This window comes from Microbacterium sp. MPR-TSA4 (assembly GCF_058792815.1).
Window position 1 is genome coordinate 1 of record NZ_JBXAFF010000026.1, and the last position, 22,021, is coordinate 22,021.

At 70.0% G+C, this 22,021-nt stretch carries 11 protein-coding genes; 4 read left to right on the forward strand and 7 right to left on the reverse strand.

Annotated elements, in window-relative coordinates:
* Positions 1–91 precede the first annotated feature (91 nt).
* Positions 92–1,534, reverse strand: coding sequence for an argininosuccinate synthase (gene argG / locus AC1Q49_RS11215; RefSeq protein WP_061782382.1), 1,443 nt, complete (start codon positions 1,532–1,534; stop codon positions 92–94).
* A 307-nt stretch (positions 1,535–1,841) separates the two neighbouring features.
* On the opposite strand from argG, the gene AC1Q49_RS11220 reads away from it, so the two are divergent.
* The 3 genes from AC1Q49_RS11220 (at position 1,842) to AC1Q49_RS11230 (ending at position 11,494) form a co-directional block, all read left to right on the forward strand.
* A complete protein-coding gene (locus AC1Q49_RS11220; RefSeq protein WP_492492207.1) occupies positions 1,842–9,014 on the forward strand; it encodes a DUF5979 domain-containing protein in 7,173 nt (2,390 codons plus the stop codon).
* A 148-nt stretch (positions 9,015–9,162) separates the two neighbouring features.
* Positions 9,163–10,449 (forward strand): adenylosuccinate synthase, encoded by a 1,287-nt coding sequence (locus AC1Q49_RS11225; RefSeq protein WP_060959642.1) that lies wholly within the window; start codon positions 9,163–9,165, stop codon positions 10,447–10,449.
* 1 nt (position 10,450) lies between these two features.
* Complete coding sequence (locus AC1Q49_RS11230) at positions 10,451–11,494, forward strand: lactonase family protein (RefSeq protein WP_492492210.1); 1,044 nt, start codon at positions 10,451–10,453, stop codon at positions 11,492–11,494.
* Between the two features lie 70 nt (positions 11,495–11,564).
* Here AC1Q49_RS11230 and AC1Q49_RS11235 read toward each other — a convergent pair whose 3' ends face one another.
* The 6 genes from AC1Q49_RS11235 to AC1Q49_RS11260 form a co-directional block, all read right to left on the reverse strand.
* The gene (locus AC1Q49_RS11235) at positions 11,565–12,794 is read right to left on the reverse strand and encodes an ROK family transcriptional regulator (protein WP_060959644.1); all 1,230 of its coding nucleotides are present in this window, start codon (positions 12,792–12,794) and stop codon (positions 11,565–11,567) included.
* A gap of 17 nt (positions 12,795–12,811) precedes the next feature.
* Entirely contained in the window at positions 12,812–14,248 is a 1,437-nt protein-coding gene (locus tag AC1Q49_RS11240) for a glycoside hydrolase family 5 protein (protein ID WP_492492212.1), read from the reverse strand.
* A 22-nt stretch (positions 14,249–14,270) separates the two neighbouring features.
* Complete coding sequence (locus AC1Q49_RS11245) at positions 14,271–15,170, reverse strand: carbohydrate ABC transporter permease (RefSeq protein WP_492492214.1); 900 nt, start codon at positions 15,168–15,170, stop codon at positions 14,271–14,273.
* On the reverse strand, positions 15,157–17,286 hold the full coding sequence (locus AC1Q49_RS11250) for an extracellular solute-binding protein (protein WP_492492216.1): 2,130 nt from the start codon (positions 17,284–17,286) through the stop codon (positions 15,157–15,159). The genes AC1Q49_RS11245 and AC1Q49_RS11250 overlap by 14 nt, the downstream gene beginning before the upstream one ends.
* A 190-nt stretch (positions 17,287–17,476) precedes the next feature.
* Entirely contained in the window at positions 17,477–20,314 is a 2,838-nt protein-coding gene (locus AC1Q49_RS11255; RefSeq protein WP_492492218.1) for a discoidin domain-containing protein, read from the reverse strand.
* 127 nt (positions 20,315–20,441) lie between these two features.
* On the reverse strand, positions 20,442–21,641 hold the full coding sequence (locus tag AC1Q49_RS11260) for an AI-2E family transporter (protein WP_205281883.1): 1,200 nt from the start codon (positions 21,639–21,641) through the stop codon (positions 20,442–20,444).
* A gap of 63 nt (positions 21,642–21,704) precedes the next feature.
* Between AC1Q49_RS11260 and AC1Q49_RS11265 the strand changes: the two genes are divergently transcribed.
* Positions 21,705–21,995, forward strand: coding sequence for a chorismate mutase (locus AC1Q49_RS11265; protein ID WP_060959651.1), 291 nt, complete (start codon positions 21,705–21,707; stop codon positions 21,993–21,995).
* Positions 21,996–22,021: the final 26 nt, after the last annotated feature.

Consider the following 22,021-nt stretch of genomic DNA (forward strand, 5'->3'; position numbering starts at 1 on the left):
GTGCTCGCTCAACGACCGGGGGGTGCGGGTGGGGCATGCCGGTCGTTGAGCGAGGCGCGCAGCGCCGAGTCGAAACGCCGTGAGCGTGCGCTCAGTCGGCGCCGAAGTCGAAGGACGCCGACTCCGAGGCCTCGTCGAGGGCTTCGGCCAGCTGCTCGCGCGCGGCGTCGAACGGTGCGGCGTGGCCGGTGATCCCCGCGGACTCGCCGGAGGACAGCTCGCCGACGAGCTCGGCGGTGGCGCCGCCGATGAGGCCCAGCCCGGCGTACTGCTCGAGGCGTGCACGCGAGTCGGCGATGTCGAGGTTGCGCATGGTGAGCTGACCGATGCGGTCGGTGGGGCCGAAGGCGGCGTCGCCGACGCGCTCCATCGAGAGCTTCTCGGGGGCGTAGGAGAGGTTCGGCGAGACCGTGTCGAGGATCGTGTAGTCCTCGCCGCGGCGCAGGCGCAGCGTGACCGTGCCGCTGATCGCCGAGCCCACCCAGCGCTGGATCGACTCGCGCAGCATGAACGACTGCGGCTCGAGCCAGCGCCCCTCGTACATGAGACGGCCGAGGCGGCGGCCCTGCTCGTGGTAGGTCGCCAGCGTGTCCTCGTTGAGGATGCCGTTGATCAGCCGCTCGTAGGCGATGAACAGCAGCGCCATGCCCGGCGCCTCGTAGACGCCGCGGGACTTCGCCTCGATGATGCGGTTCTCGATCTGGTCGCTCATGCCCAGGCCGTGGCGACCGCCGATGGCGTTCGCCTCCCGGACGAGAGCCACTGCATCCGTGAACTCGACGCCGTTGATGGCGACGGGGCGGCCCGCCTCGAACGTGATCGCCACGTCTTCGGTCGCGATCTCCACGGACGGGTCCCAGAAGCGCACGCCCATGATCGGGTCGACGACCTCGAGCGAGACGTCGAGGTGCTCGAGGGTCTTCGCCTCGTGCGTCGCGCCCCAGATGTTGGCGTCGGTGGAGTAGGCCTTCTCGACCGAGTCGCGGTACGGGAAGTCATGGGCGACGAGCCACTCGCTCATCTCCTTGCGCCCGCCGAGCTCCGTGACGAAATCGGCGTCCAGCCAGGGCTTGTAGATGCGCAGCGCGGGGTTGGCGAGCAGTCCGTAGCGGTAGAAGCGCTCGATGTCGTTGCCCTTGTAGGTCGAGCCGTCGCCCCAGATGTCGACGCCGTCCTCCTTCATGGCGCGCACGAGGAGCGTGCCGGTGACGGCGCGGCCGATCGGCGTCGTGTTGAAGTAGGTGCGTCCGCCCGAGCGGATGTGGAAGGCGCCGCAGGCGAGGGCCACCAGACCCTCCTCGACCATGAGCGGCTTGCAGTCGATGAGTCGCGACTGCTCGGCGCCGTACTGCAGCGCGCGACCGGGGATCGAGGCGATGTCGTCCTCGTCGTACTGGCCGAGGTCGCCGGTGTAGGTATAGGGGACGGCACCCTTGTCGCGCATCCACGCGACGGCGACGGAGGTATCGAGACCCCCCGAGAAGGCGATGCCGACGCGCTCGCCGACGGGCAGGGACTGAAGGACCTTCGACATGGAACCTCAGTCTACTGAGCGCCGCCGATGCCGCTGCGACGGGGGCGGGCTGGAGCGGGCCGCCCCGTCGCGGGGCTGTCGGACTGGTCGGCCCGAGAGGCCAGCCGGGGGGTCGTCCGGGGGGTCGCCGTGTTGACGGGAAACGGCGCCGGTGTCCTATAGTAGTCGGCAACGTGCGCTCTCCGATGTGGGATCGGGGCCACCGACGTGGGGTCGGTTGCAGGGGCGCTCTACCTTGGGGGTAGTTGGCATGCGCGCTGCGCGCTCTTCCGTCGTGTCCGCGAAGCATCCGCTGTTGGCGGGGCTCATGGTCGTTCTCCTGGCGATCGGGGGCGTGGTGGGCACCGTCGCCCCCGCCGCGGTCGCCGCCGCCGGTCCGGGCGACTACCTGCAGATCGACAAGAGCGTCGACAAGCCCACGCCGCAGCCGGGTGAGACCTTCACCTACACCGTCAAGGTGACCTGCTCCGAGCAGGACTGCCTCGACACGCAGCTGACCGACGCCTTCCCGGCCGGACTGGTCGGCTTCGACATCGAGGCCGTGCGGTTCACCCCCGACACCACGCCCTACACGGCCACCTGGACGGGCGGCAGCGCCACGCCTCCGGCGAAGGTCGCCGCCGACACCAAGGTCACGGTCGATCTGACCGAGACCACCGACACCCCGGTGGGGGTCGGCATGTCGGCAGGCACGACGTTCTCGATGCTCGTGAGCCTGCGGGTGCCCGACGACTACCCCGCCGGCGAGAGCGGCGACATCGTCAACACCGCCGCCGTCACCGCGACCAACGCCAACCCGGTCGACAGCTCCGCGACGATCAACATCGACGTCCCCGAGAACATCGGCGTCGACGACCTGAAGACCTGGACCCCGTCCCGCCAGTCGTTCGAGCCCGGCGCCCACTCCGACATCGCGCTCAAGATCTCCAACGCCTCCAACGTCAACGTCGACCAGCTGGTCATCCAGGAGCCGAAGGCCGCCACCGAGGGCGCCGCGACGCTCGACGCGAGCAACCCGTTCACGATCACCGACTTCACAGGTTTCGAGGCCGTCGCCGTCCCGGCCAGCTGCACGACCGTCCAGGTGGACGCGTACGTCTTCGACGGCACCGCCTGGACGTGGACCGCCGGCGTGCCGTCGGCGACCCTGACCCTCCCGGACGGCGTGACGAACGCGCAGGTCGGCGGCATCCGCCTGACGTGCGACGGAACCATCGCGCCGGGCGACGAGGTGCGCTTCGACCTCGGCCTCGCGCAGCGGGCGACGCAGCGCGACACGGGTGCCGATCTCTCCAACGCCGAGCACCGCGTCGACAACGTCGCGACCGGCACCGCGACCGCGCACGGCCGCTCCGCGACGAAGGACGCGACCGCGAACTACACGGTCACGCCGTCGATGCCCACGGTGCAGACCACGAAGAACATCGAGCCGGGACAGATCACCGCCGGCCAGAAGGCCGCGGCGACCCTCTCCGCCACGAACGGCGACGTTCCCGTGGCCGAGCTGCGCATCGCGGACCTCGACTTCTTCACCGCCGACATCGCGTTCGGCGGCTTCACCGCCGCCCCCGTCTGGCCGGCCGGCGCCTCCTCCGCGACCGTCGTCTACCACCTCGCCGCCGGCGGCACGCAGGACGTCGCCTTCGCCGACGGTGCCGTTCCGTCGGCCCCCTCGGCCCCGATCAGCGGGTTCGAGATCGTCTACACCGGCACGCTCATCCAGGCCGACGCCCCGGCATCCGCGGTGTTCGAGATCGACACCACCGAGAACGCGACGGGCGGGGCGCCGAGCCTCACCCTCACCAACCGCGTCACCTCGACCGTCACGGCACCCAACGGGCTGACCGCCGACGCCACCGACAGCGACACGCTCGTCATCATCGACCCGTCGGTGTCGGTCACGATCGACAAGACGGTGCGTCCGGGGGCGCCCGTCGGCCCCGGTGACAGCGTGATCGCGTCGCTCCAGACCACCGCCGACGCGACGGGCGACGGCGCGCTGATCCACGACATCGTCGTCGAGGACGCATGGGACGGCTCGCAGAACGCCTTCTGGAACGCGTTCGACCTCACCGCCATCGCGCCGACTCAGGTCCCCGCGACGGCCGACCTGACCGTCGAGGTCAAGCGTCCGGACGGTACGTGGGTGACCCTCGCGGTCGCCCCCGCGCAGGCCCAGGCGTTCGTCTTCGAGATGGATGCCGCGCAGGTCGCGGCCGCGCTGGCACCGCTGGCTCCGTCGGATGTCGAGGGGGTGCGCTTCACGTTCCACAGCGACGCCGGGTTCTCCGACACCACGAACGTGACGCCGAACCTCGTTTTCGAGGCGCAGAGCGAGCGTCGCAGCGGCGGCGCCACGACCCCCGGTCCCGACCGTCCCACCACCTACACGAACACGGCCGTCGCGACGGTCGACGGCGTGAGCGACGGCGGCAAGCCGCTCACGGACGACGCGCGCGACACGGCTCCGGGGACGATCCAGACCGACGACAACCCGCCCGGACCGGGTCCCGACATCCAGAAGCGCTGGAACCGTGACTTCGTCAACGCCCAGTCCGGCCAGCAGGCCGACACCACGCTCGGCTGGCACGTCTCGTCGGGCTACGCTCCCGTGACGATCACCGACCCGGCGACGGATGCGGCGAACCCGAAGGCCACCGTCTTCGACGCGTTCGACCTCGTCGCGGTGCGCCCGATCGCGGCCAGCTCCGACCCGTACAGCAACGGGTGGTACCTCAAGTACGACACGGTCACCGCCGTCGAGCTGTTCTTCGACAACAGCTGGCACACGGTGCCCGCTCCGGGCGGCAGCTGGATGAGCTCCGGCCGCGGCTTCGTCGGCTACACCCTCACCGCGGACGAGTCGGCCAAGACGACCGCCGTTCGCCTCGTCCTCGACGAGACCGCCGCCGACACCGCCGCGCGCGAGGCGGCGCGCCAGACCGGTCCCGCCTTCGACCCGTTCGCTCCCGCGCCGGGCTCGGGCGTCGGCTCCGGCAGCGTGCAGCGTCAGTTCGCCCTGACCTGGCAGCTGCGCGATGTCACGCGCGCGGATGCCACGCCGGTCACGGCGGCCTCCCTGCTGAACACCTCGACCGCCGGTGTCGTGGACAACACGGTGGAGATCTCGTCGCTGCCGCTGGCCGGCGGCCCGGTGGTCACCGACCGCGACGACGACACGATCCAGATCATCAACCAGCCCCCGGGCGTCAAGGTGACCAAGTCGGCATCCCCGACGTCGGCCATCTTCACCCCGGTGCAGGGCACCCCTGCGCAGGATTACCCGACGTCGCAGTGGACGATGACGGCGCGCAACGACTCGACCGCCAAGGCCAGTGCGATCCGCCTCACCGACCCGGCGACCTGCAGCCAGACCGCACTCGGCGGCTGCCAGTCCGACGTGAGCGCCGCGTTCGCCGACCCGTTCGACACGTCGGGTCAGACCGACTACCTGACGGATGCCGGGACCCCGAGCCCCTTCGACCGCTTCACCGCGACGAAGATCTCGATCGCGGCGACCATCCCCGGCCAGATCGACGCCGCCGGCTCGACCGTGTGGCTCCTGCACTACGCGGGGGGCGTCTACACCACGACGTCGCACACGATCGCCGAGGTCAACGCCTTCACGGCGGACCAGCTCGCCGACGTCGTCGGCGTGAGCGTCACGTTCCGCGGCGTCAGCGCCGGCGGCACGGGGACGATCGACCAGGACAACCGGTTCACGATGACGATCGACAGTCGGCTCCGCCCGGCGCTGCGCTCGAGCGGCGCGGCCCAGGTGCTCCCTGCCGGCAAGACCGTCGATGTGGCGAACCGCGTGTTCGCGCAGTCCTACGACCCGGTGCTGTCCCCGACGACGAAGACCGGCGACGTCGCCGACGCGAAGGTCGTGCTCACGGGCGGCGACGTCAACATCACCCCGACGAAGTCGATCAGCCCCTCCTCGATCGCGCAGCCGGCCAAGGCGACGCCCGTCACCGTGACCCTCGGCGCCAACCAGGGCTCCAACCCGCGCAGCACGCTGTCGCCGAACGTCGTCGTCATCGAGGACCAGGCCGACGCCACGGACTTCTGGAACACCTTCGACTTCGTCGCGCTGGGCGCGGTGACGCTCCCGGCGGGCGCGGATCGCGTGCAGGTCGACGCGTACACGGGTGCCGCGTGGGTGCTCGGAACGCCGGCGGCGACCGCCGCGCTGCCCGCCGGTGTCGAGGCCGGGGCCGTCCAGGGCCTGCGGTTCACCTTCACCCGCGCCGACGGCGGACTGTTCTCCTCCACCCTGCCCGCGGCGAACTGGTCGGCCTCGGCCGCGTTCTCCGTCGTGGTGCGCGACACGTACCGCGACGCCAGCGGCCCGGTCGTGTTCGACCACACGGTGACGAACACGCAGACATCCCAGTCGACCCGCACCGACGGCAACGACTCGGGCCGCAAGCAGGCCGCTGCGCAGGTCACGCTCACCCAGGGCACCCACCAGATCGCGGTGAACAAGCTGAGCAACAACGGCGACCGCCTCGTCTCGGTCGGCTCGCCCGTGCCGTTCGATCTGACGTTCCAGAACACCGGGACGGGATACCTCACGGTGTCGCAGCTCACCGACACGCTGCCCGCGGAGCTGAACTTCCTCGCGACGCCGGCGCCGATCTACACGAAGCAGGCCGATGGTCTGCTCTCCGACCAGGTCACCCTGGGCCTCAGCCCCGACGGCCGCACGGTCACGTTCACGTGGCCGTCGGACGGTGACCGCATGAAGCCGGGCGAGGTCTTCAAGGTGCGCCTCTACCTCGAGCTGCAGCCGGGTCTCGCCCAGGGCGAGCGCGCCACGAACACCATGACGATCCAGACCGCCGAACAGCTGACGGCCTGCCGCAACACGGTGCCGGGCGGCTCGACCACCAGCGCGTTCGCGAACGACCCGACGACGTGCGGCACCACCGACTACGTCGGCGTCGTCGCGGGCTCGAACCTGTACACCGTCAAGGGTGTCGTCGGCTCGCTCCCGGGCGCCTACCAGCCCGGCGTCGCCGACGCGATCTGCCAGCAGAACCTCGTCGCGCAGGGCAAGGGGTACTTCCGTGCCCCCTGTGTCGCCAACTCCCAGGTCGACGGCACCGACGACTGGGTGCTGCACAACGTCAACGCCGGCACCGTCCCGGTCGCCGAGATGACGGTCTTCGACCAGCTCCCGACGCCCGGCGACACGCTGCTGATCTCCGGCACCGGCCGTGGGTCGACGCTGCGCCCCGAGCTCGTCGCGGACTCGCTCAAGGTCGCGGCGCCCGCGGGCACCACCCAGACCGTCGAGGTCACCAGCAGCCCGGATGTCTGCGTCAACACCTGGTCGACGCTGACGACCGCACCCGTGTGCGAGCAGAGCGGCGAGCAGTGGACCGCGGTGTCCGCCGACACCGACTGGACGAAGGTCACCGGCATCCGCGTGCACCTCGACTTCCGCACGACGACGGCGAAGGCCCTCACCCCGGGTCAGGCCGCAGACGTCACCTTCTCCACCGTCAACCGGCTGGCTTCGGCCGACCGTCCCGACGGGGCGTCGGCCGTCGTCCCGGCCACCGACCAGTTCGCGTGGAACCAGTACGGCGTCAAGTACGAGCTGACCACCGAGAGCACGTTCCGCAAGATCGCGCCCGCCGTCGTCGGCAGCCACCTGCGCTTCGGGTCGATCGGCGTGACGAAGGAGATCACCGGCCCCGCCTCGCGGTACGCGCCGACGAGCTTCCTCGCCGACGTCGTCTGCACCGCCGGTGGGGTCCCGCTCGACCTCGGCTCGGCATCCACCGTCACCCTGAGCGCGGCCGGTGACTATGCGGCGCGCATCGACGGCATCCCGCTGAGCGAGGCCGGCACGACCTGCACCGTCACCGAGCAGGGCGACGTCGGCGCGTTCGGCGAGACGTCGCGCACCGGGTCGCCGACCACGGTCGCCGTGACCGAGGCCGCCCCGCAGGACGGGACCGAGGGGGAGATCCCCGTCGCCCAGATCGCGGCGATCACGAACGACTACCAGTTCACCGGACTGTCGGTCACCAAGCAGGTGCAGACCGAGGCCACGTCGGGCGCGTTCGGACCGTTCACCTTCTCGCTGTCGTGCACCAGCGCGACGGGAAGCCCGGTCGTGTTCGACGAGCAGGGCACCACCACGCTGACCTTCACCCTCGCGGCCGGCGAGACCTGGAACGCCCCGGCGGACCGGATCCCCGCTCGTGCGAGCTGCACGCTGACGGAGACCGACGACTTCTTCGCCGATCACATCGTGATCACGGGCACGAACGTCGACGACGCCGGTGACGGCTCCGCGACGGTCACCCCGGGCGTGGATGCCGCAGAGGTCACCGTGACCAACGGCTACGACGCCGGGCGCCTCACCGTCGCCAAGGACGTCACCGGGGCGGGTGCCGACCTGTACGGCACCGGCGCGTTCGACTTCTCCGCGGTCTGCGTCTACCAGGGCCAGACGCTGCTCGATCAGCGCTTCTCGCTGCGCGGCGGCGACACCCAGAGCTTCGGGGTCTACCCGGCGGGCACGCTCTGCGACGTGACGGAGCTGACCACCGGCGGTGCGACCGAGGCGACCCTCGACCCCGCCGACGGGAAGGTCACCATCGTCGCCGCGACCGACCCCGCGGGCATCGGAGACGTGACCGTCACGGCCACCAACCGCTTCGACCTCGCCTCGTTCGACGTCGTCAAGGAGCGCGAGGGCAATCTGCTCAACCCGGGTGCGGCAGGTCCGTTCACGGTCGACGCGGTCTGCACCTACGTCGTCGACGGCACCGTCACCGCGCTCGAGGTCCCGGGCGGGTCGGAGCGTCAGCTGACGGCCGACAACGACTACCGCGCGACCTACGCCGACCTCCCCGTGGGGGCGACGTGCGAGGTCACCGAGACCGTCACCGGCCACGCCGACGCGACGACCATCACGGTCGACGACGCCGATCCCGTCACGGGGACCTCGGCGACCATCGAGCTGGTCGGCGGGGAGACGCCGCAGCTGATGACGATCGCCAACACGTTCACGGCCGGCCAGATCTCGGTCACCAAGACGGTCTCCGGCACCGCCTCCGCCGCGCACAGCGGCGACACGTTCGGCGTGACGCTCGTCTGCACCTGGTACGGGGCCGACCTGCCGATCCCCGGGGGAGCGGTCCGCGACCTCGTCGTCGGAACGCCGGTGGTCTACACCGACCTGCCGACGGATGCCGAGTGCGTGCTCACCGAGTCGCGCACCGGTGACGCCACGCAGGTCACGGTGACCGTCGACGGCGCCCCGGCGAAGAACCCGGCATCCCTGACCATCGGCAAGGACACGACGATCGCCGTCGCGGTCGACAACCGCTTCGACAAGCCGCTGCCGGCCACGGGCGGCAGCTCGGCGATCATCGTCGCGCTCTCGGGCCTGGGCGTGGGCGGCGTGCTCGCGGGCATCGCCCTGCTGACCCGTCGCCGTCGCCGCGAGGTCTGATCCGCCGACCGGGCGGTGCGTACGCCAGGTGCGCACCGCCCGACCGCGGCGGGGCGGTGTCGAGGGTGCTCGATAGGATGGGGTGTACCGGCATTCCCGGTGCAACCGTCCGATGTGCGCCAGAAGGCCGAAAACGGGGGAGCTGTCCATGCCAGGAATCGTCATCGTCGGCGTCCAGTGGGGTGACGAGGGCAAGGGGAAGGCCACCGATCTCCTCGGCGACCGCACCGACTGGGTCGTCAAGTTCAACGGCGGCAACAACGCGGGTCACACCGTCGTCATCGGCGACGAGAAGTACGCGCTGCACCTGCTGCCCTCCGGCATCCTCTCGCCCGGCGTCAACGCCGTCATCGGCAACGGCGTCGTCGTCGACCTCGAGGTGCTCTTCGCCGAGCTCGAGGCGCTCAACGCGCGCGGCCTCGACACCTCGCGCCTGAAGATCAGCGCGAACGCGCACGTCATCACCCAGTACCACCGCACGCTCGACAAGGTCACCGAGCGCTTCCTCGGCAAGCGCATGATCGGCACCACGGGTCGCGGCATCGGCCCGACCTACGCCGACAAGATCAACCGCGTCGGCATCCGCATCCAAGACCTGTTCGACGAGAACATCCTGCGCCAGAAGGTCGAGGGTGCCCTCGACCAGAAGAACCACCTGCTGGTGAAGGTCTTCAACCGCCGGGCCATCACGGTCGACGAGATCGTCGACGACCTCCTCTCCTACGTCGAGCGCCTGCGCCCCATGGTGTGCGACACCGGGCTGCTGCTCAGCCGCGCCCTGGATGCCGGCGACGTCGTCGTCTTCGAGGGTGGCCAGGCCACCATGCTCGACGTCGACCACGGCACCTACCCCTTCGTGACGTCGTCGTCGGCGACGGCGGGCGGCGCGTCCACCGGCTCCGGCGTGGGACCGAACCGCCTCGACCGCATCGTCGGCATCGTGAAGGCGTACACGACGCGCGTCGGCTCGGGCCCCTTCCCGACCGAGCTGTTCGACGAGCAGGGCGAGTGGCTGCGCAAGCGCGGCTTCGAGTTCGGCACGACCACGGGCCGCCCGCGGCGGGTGGGCTGGTACGACGCCCCGATCACCCGGTACGCCACCCGCATCAACGGCATCACCGACCTCGTGCTCACCAAGCTCGACATCCTCACGGGTCTCGACGAGATCCCCGTGTGTGTCGCCTACGACGTCGACGGCGAGCGGTTCGACGAGGTGCCGGTCAACCAGAGCGACTTCCACCACGCGACGCCGATCCTCGAGTTCTTCCCCGGCTGGAAGGACGACATCTCGGGGGCGCGGACCTTCGACGACCTGCCGGTGCAGGCGCAGGAGTACGTGCTCGCGCTCGAGGCCATGAGCGGTACCCGCATCTCGGTGATCGGCGTGGGCCCCGCCCGCGACGCGGTCATCGTGCGCCACGACCTCGTCGACTGACGTGCGTTTCCTCCTCGGGGGCTACACCGCCGACGGGGGTGGCGCGGCCGAGGGCATCGGGGTGCTCCTCGCGGGCGATCCCGACGATGCCTCCGCCGGTGGGGAGCTGTCGCGGCGCGCGGCGCCCGCGGTGCGCGCCGACTCGCCGTCGTGGATCACGTGGCATCCGACGTTGCCCGTCCTCTACGCGGCGCTGGAGCATCGGGGTCTCGTGCAGGCGTTCCGGCGGATCGGCGACGAGTCGTTCGCCCCGCTCGGTGAGCCGGTCGCGGCGGGAGAGGCGGTGTGCCATGTCGCGGTCGCCCCGTCGGGCGACGCCGTGTTCGCCGCCTGCTGGGGTGACGGTCGGCTGGTGCGGATCCGCCTCGACGGCGAGGGCCGACCCGTCGCGGCGGCCGATCTGGCCGCCGCCGAAGACCCGTATGCCCTCGGCGGCATATCGGCGACGCCTCCCCGCCCGTCGCGCGCCCACCACGTCCGCTTCCTTCCGCGGAACACCGTCGCGACGACCGATCTCGGGTTCGACCTCGTGCGGTTCTGGCACGGCGACGGCGGGCAGGGCTCGCGCGATGTCGTGCTTCCGCGCGGAACCGGACCGCGCCACAGCCGATGGCATCCGTCGGGGCACCTGTTCGTCGTGACCGAGCTGTCCACCGAGCTCTACGCCCTGGCGCCCGACCCGAACGGACAGTGGCGTGTCGTGGCCGGCGTGCCGTTGTCGCCGGCCGCGCTCCCCGGGGATGCCGCCGCGGAGCTCGCCTTCTCGCGCGACGGTCGCTACGTCTACGCCGGTCTCCGCGGCTCGAACACGCTGGCGGTGCTCGAGGTGCGCGGGGATGGGGCCGAGCTGCGTCCGGTCGCCCTGGTGGACGCGGGCGTCGAGGGGCCCCGCCACCACGTGGTCGTGCGCGACACGGTGCTGGTCGCCGGTCAGCTCTCCCACGAGGTGGTGGCGCTGGCGCTCGACGAGCGCACCGGCGTGCCCGGCCGCGCCCGCCGCCGCGTCGACGCCCCGTCGCCGACCTGCGTGCTCCCGGCATCCTGACCTCGTCGCCCGGCCCCCGCGTGCTCAGCGCAGGCCGTCTGCCCAGAACAGGCGGATGCGCGGGCGGGGACTAGACCGCGAAGAGCTCGCTGCGCGGCGTGTCGATCAGCGCGGTGATGGGCATGAGCGCCGAGCCGAGTGCGACGGTGTCGCCGCCGAACGTCGCCGGCACGAGTTCGAACTGCATCCCGAGGCGGTGCAGGCAGTTGCGCCGCACGGCGTCGGCGATCTGCGCCGACCGGTGCTCCATCAGCCGCATCCCGACCCATCCGCCGACGACGACGCGTTCCGGATTGGTGAGGTTGACGACGCTGCCGAGCGCCGCACCGAGCGCCTCGACGACGTCGTCGACGACGGCGCGCGCATCCGCGTCGCCGTCCGCCGCGGTGAGGAGCGCGCCGACCGCCTGCCATCCCGACCCGTCGAACGAGCCGCCGCGCGCCTGCCACGCGTGCAGGATCGCATCGGCGCCCAGGTAGGCCTCGACGCAACCGTTCTGCCCGCAGCGGCAGCGCGCACCGCCGACGTTGATCTTCGTGTGACCCCACTCGCCCGCGCTGCTGAACGCCCCGTGCGCGAGAGACCCGTCGGTGATCACGCCGAGTCCGACGCCGCGCCCGAGGAGGGCGACGACGGCATGGTCGATGCCGCGGGCGGCGCCGTACCAGAGCTCGGCCCGGGCCTGCGTCTTCGCGCCGTTCTCGGCGAAGACCGGCAGGTCTGCATCGAGGTCGCGCGGGAGGGGCCAGGGCTCCCACCCGAGGCTCTGGGCGTAGAGCACCTGGGCACCGTCCGGTCCGGTCTCCACGACGCCGGGCAGGCCCAGCCCGATGCCGAGCACGCGCGGCCACCGCTCCTGGTTGCGCGCGCGCAGGGCGGCGACGGCTTCGACGAGATCGCGGTGGATGCCGTCGGGAGTCTCATCGTGGCGGCCGCCGCGGAACTCGCGGTCGACCATCGTGAGCGACAGGTCGAAGAGCTCGACCGCCACCCCGCGCTCGCCAACATCCACACCGATCGCGTAGGCGCCCTCGGCGCGCGGGGCGATGAGCGAGATGGGCCGTCCGCCCCGCGAGGAGACGGATCCCACTTCCGCGAGCAGTCCGTCGTCGATCAGCTCGGACGTGATGTTCGCGGCGGATGCCGCCGAGAAGCCGCATCGCCGGGCGAGGTCCGCGCGCGTCGTCTCGCCCTGCTGGAGCACGAAGCGCAGCGCGGCCGCCCGGTTCTGCTGACGCAGTGTCGTGACGGTCGCGGAGGCGCGCGCCGGGGAGCCGGCCCCCCGGGCCTGTGCACTCATGGTTCGACGATAGCCCGTCATGTGCGCACCTCGAGTCGTCGCACCAGCACGGGCCGGGTGGCGGTGAGTTGGAGGCGCCCGTCGTCCCAACGCGCCGAGACGGCCCGGGGGTCGTCGGCGTCGACGTGCCAGGATGCCGGGCGCGTGGAGAACCCGAAGGAGAGGGGGGTGTCGGCGGTGACCTCCACCGGCACGTACTCGTCGCTGCGGTAGGCGGCCCCCGCGGTGTGATGCCAGATCCCCTCCGGGACGGGGGCGGCGGTGAACCGGGCGATCGAGGTCTCGCCCGATCCGCTGCGTCCCGTCCAGGCGGGAAGCTGCAGGTCGGGGCGCGCGAAGAGGGCATCGAGCACCGGGGTGCGCACCTCGCAGCGCTCCACCGCGACGGCGGCGAGATACTCCTCCAGTATGCGCCACGCGCGGTCGGGGTCGAGCGTCGCCGTCGGGTCGGCGATCAACTCCCACCCCTCCGGCACCCGCGCCGAGAGGGGGGAGGTGAGCGTGTCGAGCTTCTTCCAGGGCCAGAAGTTCCAGCCGATGCCGTGGCGTTCGTAGAGCCGCGTCGCCGCGTAGACCCAGCCGGGCGTGTTCTCGCCGCCCTCGCCCATGTAGATCGGCAGGCCCGACTCGCGGCGCAGCTGCAGGAAGTCGGCGATGCTCGTCTCGTCGGGCGCGCACCAGTACCGGTGGAACTGCACGGCCTGGTTGTCGTCGTAGCGCATCCGCACGGGCTCGGGGTTGGTCGCCCAATGGCTGCCTTCGTACATGAGCAGGTGGTGCGGGTCGATCTCGCGGATCGCCGCGGTGAGCTCGCGGTAGAGGGAGACCAGGTCGTCCTGATAGCGGTGCTGCCATTCGTTCGGGAGGGGCTCGTTGAGCAGGTCGTAGCCGAGCACGGTCTCGCTGTCGCGGAAGCGGCGGGCGATCTCGCGCCATAGCGCCACCGTCTGCGCGCGGTAGTGCTCCGCCATGAACAGTTCCGGGATGCCGTGCGGCGAATCGTCGATGTTCGTTCCGGTCTGCCCGCCGGGAGCGCCGTGCAGATCGATCAGTACCCGCAGTCCGTGGCGCTCGGCCCACTCGACCGCCCGGGCGATCAGTGTGAAGCCGTCCTCACGGAAGCTCCCGTCATCGGCGATCACGCCGCGCGCGTTGATCGGCAGGCGGACGTGATCGAAGCCCTGCGCCGCGATGAGGGCGAAGTCCTTCTCGGTGACGAACTCGTCGCGGAACCGGCGCCAGAACTCGGCCGCCCGCACCGGCCCCACGAGAGCGGCGATCCGCGCTTCGATCTGACGCGGAGAGGCCAGCTCGTCGCCGAAGCGCCACATGTACCCTTCCGCGAGCAGCCAGTTGCCGAGGCCCACACCGCGAAGGAGCAGGGGTCCGTCGTCATCGACGAGCTCGGTGCCGACGGCGCGGACGAAGCCGCGGGAGCGAGGGGGCGGGGTCATGGTGTTCCTCACGGGCGGGGCCTCATTTCAGGCCGGACAGGGCGAACCCTTGGACGACGTAGCGCTGGAAGACGACGAAGACGATGAGGATGGGCACGACCATCAGCGTCGAGGCCGCCATCTGCAGCGACGGGTTGGTGGAGATCTGCTGATTGAGCAGCGAGATGCCCACCGAGAGCGTGTACAGGCCCTGGTCGTTGGCGATGATCAGCGGCCAGAGGAAGCTGTTCCACCCGGCGATGAAGGTGAGGACAACCTGGACGGCGAGGATCGGTCCCGACATGGGCAGGATGATCCGGAAGAAGATACGCCATTCGCCCGCGCCGTCCATCCGCGCCGCCTCGAGGATCTCCGTCGGGATCGTGGCCATGAACTGACGGAAGAGGAACACGGCGAAGCCCGACACCAGCATCGGCATCGCGATGCCGATGAGTGTGTTGGTGAGTTTCATCCCGTTGAGGATGAGGTAGCTCGGGATCATCGTGACCTGACCCGGGATCATCATCGTGACCAGCACGAGGAAGAACAGGGCATCCCTGCCGGGGAAGTCGAACTTGGCGAAGCCGTAGCCGGCCGCCGCCATGAGCAGCAGACCGACCATGCAGATGACGACGATGAGCAGGGTGTTCAGGAGGTAGCGCCCGAAGTCCAGCTCGGTGAAGAGCTGGATGAAGTACTCGAGCGTCGGATTGCGCGGCAGCAGCTGCGGGGGGAACGCGACGGACTCGCTGCGCGGCTTCACGGAGGCGAAGATCATCCACAGGAACGGGAACGCGGTGATCAGCGCGCCGACGGCCAGCAGCGCGCCGATCACGATGGTGCCGGTGCGTCCGCGGCGCCGTCCCGGGCGCCCGACGCGCGACGCGGACGGATGCGAGGCGAGGCGGCGGCCGCCGCGGGTGACGAGCTCAGTGGTCGACATCGGACCTCCTCAGACGCAGCTGGACGATGGTGATGGTCGCGATGATGGCGACCAGGACGACCGAGCCCGCACTCGCGTAGCCGAACTGGCTCGACGAGAAGCCCTTCTGGTAGAGGAAGAGCGCGATGGAGGTCGAGGAGCCGAGCGGGCCGCCCTTGGTGAGCACGAAGGGCTCGTCGAAGAACTGCAGCCAGGCGATGACGGTGGTGATCGTGACGAAGAAGATGGCGAAGCGCAGCAGCGGGAGGACGATCGAGAAGATGCGTCGCAGCCCGGACGCGCCGTCGATCGCCGCCGCCTCCAGGTACTCCTTCGGCACGCCCTGCAGGGCGGCGAGGAAGATGATCACGTTCAGCCCCAGGCCGCGCCAGACGGCGACGAGCCCGACGGAGAACTTCACCACGGTGGGATCGGAGAGCCAGGGGACCGGGGGCAGGCCGACGAGCGAGAGCAGATAGTTGAAGAGCCCGAACTGCGTGTTGTAGAGGTAGCCCCAGACGAGGGCGACGGCCACGATCGCGGTGATGGCGGGCACGAAGTAGAACGAGCGCAGGGCGCGGAAGAAGCGCCCCTGCGACCGGTTGAGCGCGAGCGCGATCGCCAAGGACAGCACGATCACGCTCGGCACGCCGACGACCGCGAAGAGGGCCGTGTTTCCGAGGGCCTGCCAGAAGTCGGGGTCGGCGAACAGCGCGGTGTAGTTGTCGGCGCCGATGAACTGGATGCGCGACCAGTTGCCGAGACCGGCGAGGTTCATATCGGTGAAGCTCACGAGGAGCGCCACGGCGATCGGCAGGATGCCGAAGACGATGAGCAGGAGCATCGCCGGAGCGATGAACGTATAGGGGACGATGCGGTTCTTCATGGCCTCAGGGCCGGGGGTCCCGGCGGTGGTGGTGAACAGCGTCGTCAGCGCCTCATCGCGGTTCGCCCCGGTGAGCACGATCGAGTTCAGCGCGTCGAGCAGCGCCTTCCCCGTCTCGCCGTCCCAGTTCGGCACGAGCGGAAGCAGGCGCGAGGACGCGAGCTGCTTCGTGTAGACGGAGACCATCGGATCGCTGGTCAGCGCGCTGTCGGTGAGCGCCGCCTTCACGGTCGGCAGCTGGCCGTCGGACTGGTACCAGCTCACCTGCACGTCGGGCTGCGACAGGTAGTCGAGCAGCTGGAGCGCGCCGTCCTTGTTCTTCGTGGAGCCCCAGACGCCGAGGTTCGAGCCGGCGAGCAGCGACGTGTCCGTCGCCCCCGAGGGCACGGTGGTGACGTTCCACTTGCCGGCCAGCTCCGGCGCCGACTGCGAGATGGCGGCCGCGAGGTAGGGGCCGCTGACGAGCATGGGCGTGCTTCCCGTGATGAAGCCCTGCGTCTGGTCGAAGTCGCTGTTCGTCGGCACGCTCTTGTCGGCGTACAGCCCGGTGTACAGGTCCACGGCCTTGCCGAAGGCGGGGGTGTCGAAGTCGATCTTCCCCTGGCCGTCGACGATGTCGCCGCCCTGATCCCACGTCATGATGACCGGGAGGGCGCTGTCCCACTGGGGGATGTAGTACCCGTACGATCCGTCGCCACGACCGGCCAGGGTCTTCGCGTCGGCGCGCAGCTGGTCCCAGGTGGCGGGCGGGGTGCTGATGCCCGCCGCCTCGAGGATGTCGCTGCGGTAGAACAGCACGCGGGTGTCCGACACCCACGGCACCGACACGACCTTTCCGCCGATCGCGGTCGCGTCTCCGGCGACCCCGTCGACGAAGCGGGATGCCGCGAGGTTCTCGTGGCCGGAGAGGGTCGCCTCGTCGAGGGTGAGCAGCGCCCCGCTGTCGGCGTAGGTGCGCAGCTTGGAGAGCCCGATCTGCAGCACGTCCGGCCCGTCGCCCGAGGCGACCGCCGTCGTGAACTTCTGGTCGACGCTGTCCCACGGGATGGCGACGGTCTTCACGTCGATGCCCGTCTTGTCTTCGAACGGCTTCACGAGCGCGTCGAAGTGGGCGGAGCTGTCGCCCATGACCCAGACGGTCAGCTCCGTGGTGGTGGTGCCGCCGTCGCCGGGTGCGGATGACGAGCATCCGGCGAGGGTGGCTGCGGTCAGGGCGGCGGTGCCCAGAGCGAGCCAGCGCATTCTCTTCATCGAGATGTCCTTTCGGGGTGCAGGAGGTGCGGTGCCGAGTCGGGACTCGGCGGCGAGAGGACGGGGAAGAGACTCCTTCGTCCTTTCTCTAAGCCTTAGATTAAGGCATGTCGGATCTGGCGGCAAGAGGAGATCCGCCGCGCACGACGCAGGGGGCCGCAGCCATCGCGACCCCCTGCGCCGATCGTGCTCAGTAGGACGAGTACACCGTCACCTCGTCGATCGACCACCACTGCGGCGCGACTCCGGTCTGCGTGATCCGGATGTAGCGGGCGCTCGTCGGTGCGATCGAGATCGGGCGTTTCCAGCCGTACGCGATGCCGGTCGCGGCCGTCGACCACGTCGACCCGTCGAGCGAGGTCTCGACGGTGAACCCGCGCGGGTAGTCCCACGTCGATCCGCTGTCGGTCTGCACCGTCACCATCGCGACCGTGCGGGTCGCACCCATGTCGATGCGGTACCACTCCCCGCCGGCCATGGCCTGACCGCTCTTCCACGAGGTGCCGTTCGCACCGTCGATCCCCGCGCCGGCTGTGCTGCCGGCCGCGGTCGTGGATGCCGTCGCCGTCCAGCCCGAGTGGCTCACGGCGACCGGGGCGAAGCTCGACAGGCCGCCGGCGTACTTCGCGATGGTGGCGACGAAGCGCGCGTTCTGCGTGAAGTTGGCCGTGCCGAACTGCGACAGCTTCGACTGGTAGGTCGCCGCGTCGTCACTGTTGATGACCGGCACCGGCTTGCGATCGTCGTAGTACATGCCCCAGTACGCGAAGCCGTCCTCCGCCGATCCCTTGACCTTGTACGACCAGTTCGACCACGACACCTGCGAGGCGTTCAGGCCCGCCATGAACCGCGCCCAGACGTCGTCGTTGTAGTACAGCGAGTATTCGCCGTAGAGGATGGGCACGCCGGGATTCGACAGCTTCGCGGCCAGTCCGCCCAGCTCGTTCGTCACGAGCTGGTTCTGCGCCGACCAGTCCTTCGAGTTCGGCATGTCGTACGGGTGGTACTCGTAGACGACGTTCGTCCACCCGTAGGTCGACGGCGACGCCAGCTTGTCCGGGCCGAAGAACGCGCCGAGGAAGATCGCGTGATCCGCATCGATGGCGCGCACCGCGGTGTACAGCCGGTTGTAGTAGTCGCTCTTCTGGGCCACGTCGTCGCTGTCTTCGTTGTAGTCGATCAGCGGCTCGTTGATGAGGTCGTAGCCGGCGACAGCGGGGTTGCCGTTGTAGCGCGTCGCGATCTTCTTCCAGATGTCCTCCACCCAGTTCTGATACGTGGCGCTGCCCCAGAACCCGTTGGGATTCGGGCCGATGCGACCGCAGGAGCCCCACGGGCAGCCGCCGCCGGGAACCGTGTGCAGGTCGATGAGCACGTAGATCCCGCGGGATGCCGCCTCGTTCACGACCCAGTCGATCTTCGACCAGGGGTTGGACTTCCAGGTGCCGTCGAGGTTCAGGAACACGTTCCACCCGATCGGCACGCGGATGAAGTTCATCCCCGTGGCCTGGATCGCGTCGAGGTCGTTCGCCGTGAACCAGGTGTCCTGGTGCGTGCCGACGACGGAGGCCGTGGTGGTGGCGCCGAAGCGCGCGGTCATCGTGTTGGTCAGCGAGTAGTCGTCGTTGTAGAGACCGGCGGTGAGCTCGCCGATCGACCACCAGTTGCCCGCGCTTGCGGTCTGGGTGAGCCGGAAGTAGCGCGCCGCCTGCGCCGTGAACCCGATCGTCGAGGCCTTCTTGGTTCCCGCGCCGGTGGCCACGGTGCTCCAGCTCGACCCGTCTCGCGACAGCTGGAGCGTGTAGCCGCGCGGCCAGTCGTCCTCGTCGGTGGTGTTCTTGGCCGTGTCGGTCGTGACGTTGTTGAGGGTGATGAGCGCGCCCATGTCCACCGTCACCGACTGTCCCGGTGCCTGCGCGGCGCCGGTGCTCCACCGTGTCGAGGTGGTGCCGTCGAGCATGTTCGCGGGGGAGGCGCCCACCGACGAGGTGACGGCCCACCCGCCGCGGTCGAGCGAGGTCCCGCTCGAGATCGCGATCTCCGCGACCGACCACCACTGCGACGAGGTGCCGTTGGACGTGATCCGCAGGTAGCGGCCGTTCTTGGTGCCCTGGAAGTCGGCCTGCACGACGCGGTTCGCGCCGTAGCCGCTCGCCACCTTCGTCCAGCTCGCGTTGTCGTACGACGTGAACACGTCGTACACCCGGGGATAGTCGTTCGCCGTGGCCGCGCCGGCGTCGAACAGCACCTTGTCCATGTCGACGTTGCGGCCGAGGTCGACCGTCAGGGACTGTCCGGGCGCCTGCGGGGCGCCGCTCTGCCACACGGTGGAGACGTTGCCGTCGAGCGTCATCTGGGCGTTCGAGCCGGGGGCGCTGGAGGTCGCGGTGGCCGTGTGCGTGCCGTTGAACAGCACCGGGTCGCTGTAGAGGTTGATCTCACCGACCGACCACGGCGCCGCGGCGGTGCCGGTCTGCGTGACCCTCACGTACCGCGCCACCTGCGGGCTGAACTTCACCGTGGTGAGACCGTCCGCTCCGGGCTGGTTCGCCACGCTCGTCCACGTCGAGCCGTTCGACGAGGTCTCGACGGTGAGCGCCCGAGGCCACTGGCCGCCATTGGCCGTGTTGTCGATCGTGAGCCGGTTGAAGAGGGTGGACGCCCCCAGGTCGAGGCGGATCCACTCGCCGCCGGCTTGGTTCGCTCCGGTCGTCCATCGGCTCGTGCCCGATCCGTCCAGCGCGTTCGCGGGGGTCCCCGCCGAGGCCGTCGCGGTCCAGCCGGTGCGGTCGGCGGCGAACTCGCCCAGCGGCGACATCCAGTCCTCCTGGGTGAGCCATCCACCGATGTTCGTGCCCCGGAGGTTCACGGCGGCGCCCGTGCCCGAGGACTTCTTCAGCACGTTGCCGCTGGCTTTGAGGAAGTCGGCGGAGGTGAGGGCGGCGGCGTGCGCCGCCGTCACGGGTAGGACGGCGGTCGCCGCCACGGCCGCGGCTGTGACCAGCGCGGCGAGAACATGTCGTTTCACGATCCTCCTTGATCAGCGCGGAACACCCACTGGTTCCGTCGCTGGTCAGCATCGCGAGCCGACGTCTACTTTGTCAAGGACTTAAAATAAGCCCAGCAATTACAGGGGCTTCAGAATTACAGGGGCCTCAGATGGCGGCATCCTGTTTCGGGATGAAGACCTTCTTGATGATGAGCAGGATCGACGCCGTCACGGGGATCGCGACCAGAGCGCCGAGCAGGCCCATCAGCGTGCCGCCGACGAGCGCGCCGATGACGACGAGCGCCCCGGGGACCGCGATCGCCTTGTTCATGACCTTCGGCGTCAGCACGTATGCCTCGAGCTGCATGTACACGAGGTAGGCGAGGGCGAAGATCAGCGCGGACAGCGGGCTGGCGAACAGGGCGACGATCGAGGCGATGCCCCAGAAGAGCACCGTTCCGACCAGCGGGATGATCGTCAGGCAGAACGCCACGACCGCCATGAGGGCGGGGAACGGCAGTCCGAGCACCGTGTAGAGGATGAAGCTGACCACCGCGTTGAAGAACGCGAGCACGACCATCCCGCCCAGGTACCCGCCGACGGACTCGGTGATCTGCTCGGTGAGATCCGCCGCCAGCTCGCGGCTGCGCGCGGGGACCATGCGGTAGAACGCCTGCTTGATCTCGGGCAGCGAGGCCAGGAAGTACAGGCTCAGCACGACGATGATGATGATGCCGGAGAGGGTCGTGCCGATCGAGATGCCGATCTGCAGCACGCCGCCGCCGATGGCCGCGATGTGCCCCGGATCGGTCAGGAACCTCTGCACCTCGGAGAGGATCACCGGCACCTGGTCGCCGAACTGCTCGCGCACCCAGGCGTACAGCTCCGTCTGCTGGAACGACGAGACGAGCGTCGGCAGGTCGGTGATGAACTGGCTGATCTGGCGGACGACCGTCGGGACGATCAGCCACACCACCGCGGTGATCAGGACCGCGAAGGCGAAGTAGACGATGACGATCGCCCAGGCGCGCGCGACGCCGTGACGCTGCAGACGCTGCACGACGGGATTGAGGCCGAGCGCCACGAACAGGGCGAAGGCGACGTAGATCCAGACGGTCACGAGGCTGCTGACGGCGAGGCCGAGGAGGATCGCGACCAACCCGCCGAACGTGAGGAAGAAGCCGGCGACGAAGGGGCGGTTGATCGTGGTCCAGACCTGCCGTCCGGATCGTGCCACCGGCGGCGTGCCGGACTCCGCCGAGGACGCGACCGGCGGCCGGCCGCCCTCGTCGACGTCGGGCGTCGTCTGCGTCTTCGCGCGCCGCAGAAGTGAACGCTTGCCGGGCTCGTCGGTGCCTACTGCCATGGTCACACTCTAAGGCTGCGCGGCGGCGGAGCCGGTAAGGTCGGCGGAGACGAAAGGGAGCACATGACCGACGCCGCCGCGCACCTGCAGCGCCTGCGTGCCAGCATCGACAACATCGACGCCGCACTCATCTTCCTGCTGGCCGAGCGCTTCCGCTCCACGCAGCAGGTCGGTGTGCTCAAAGCGGAGCACCGGATGCCGGCATCCGACCCCGCCCGCGAAGAGCAGCAGATCGCGCGTCTGCGCCGCCTCGCGCTCGACGCCGACCTCGACCCCGAGTTCGCGGAGAAGTGGTTCAACTTCGTCGTCGCGGAGGTCATCCGCCATCACACGGCGGCGGGCGCCGCAGACTGACGCCGCCCGGCGTCGCGGCCCGACGG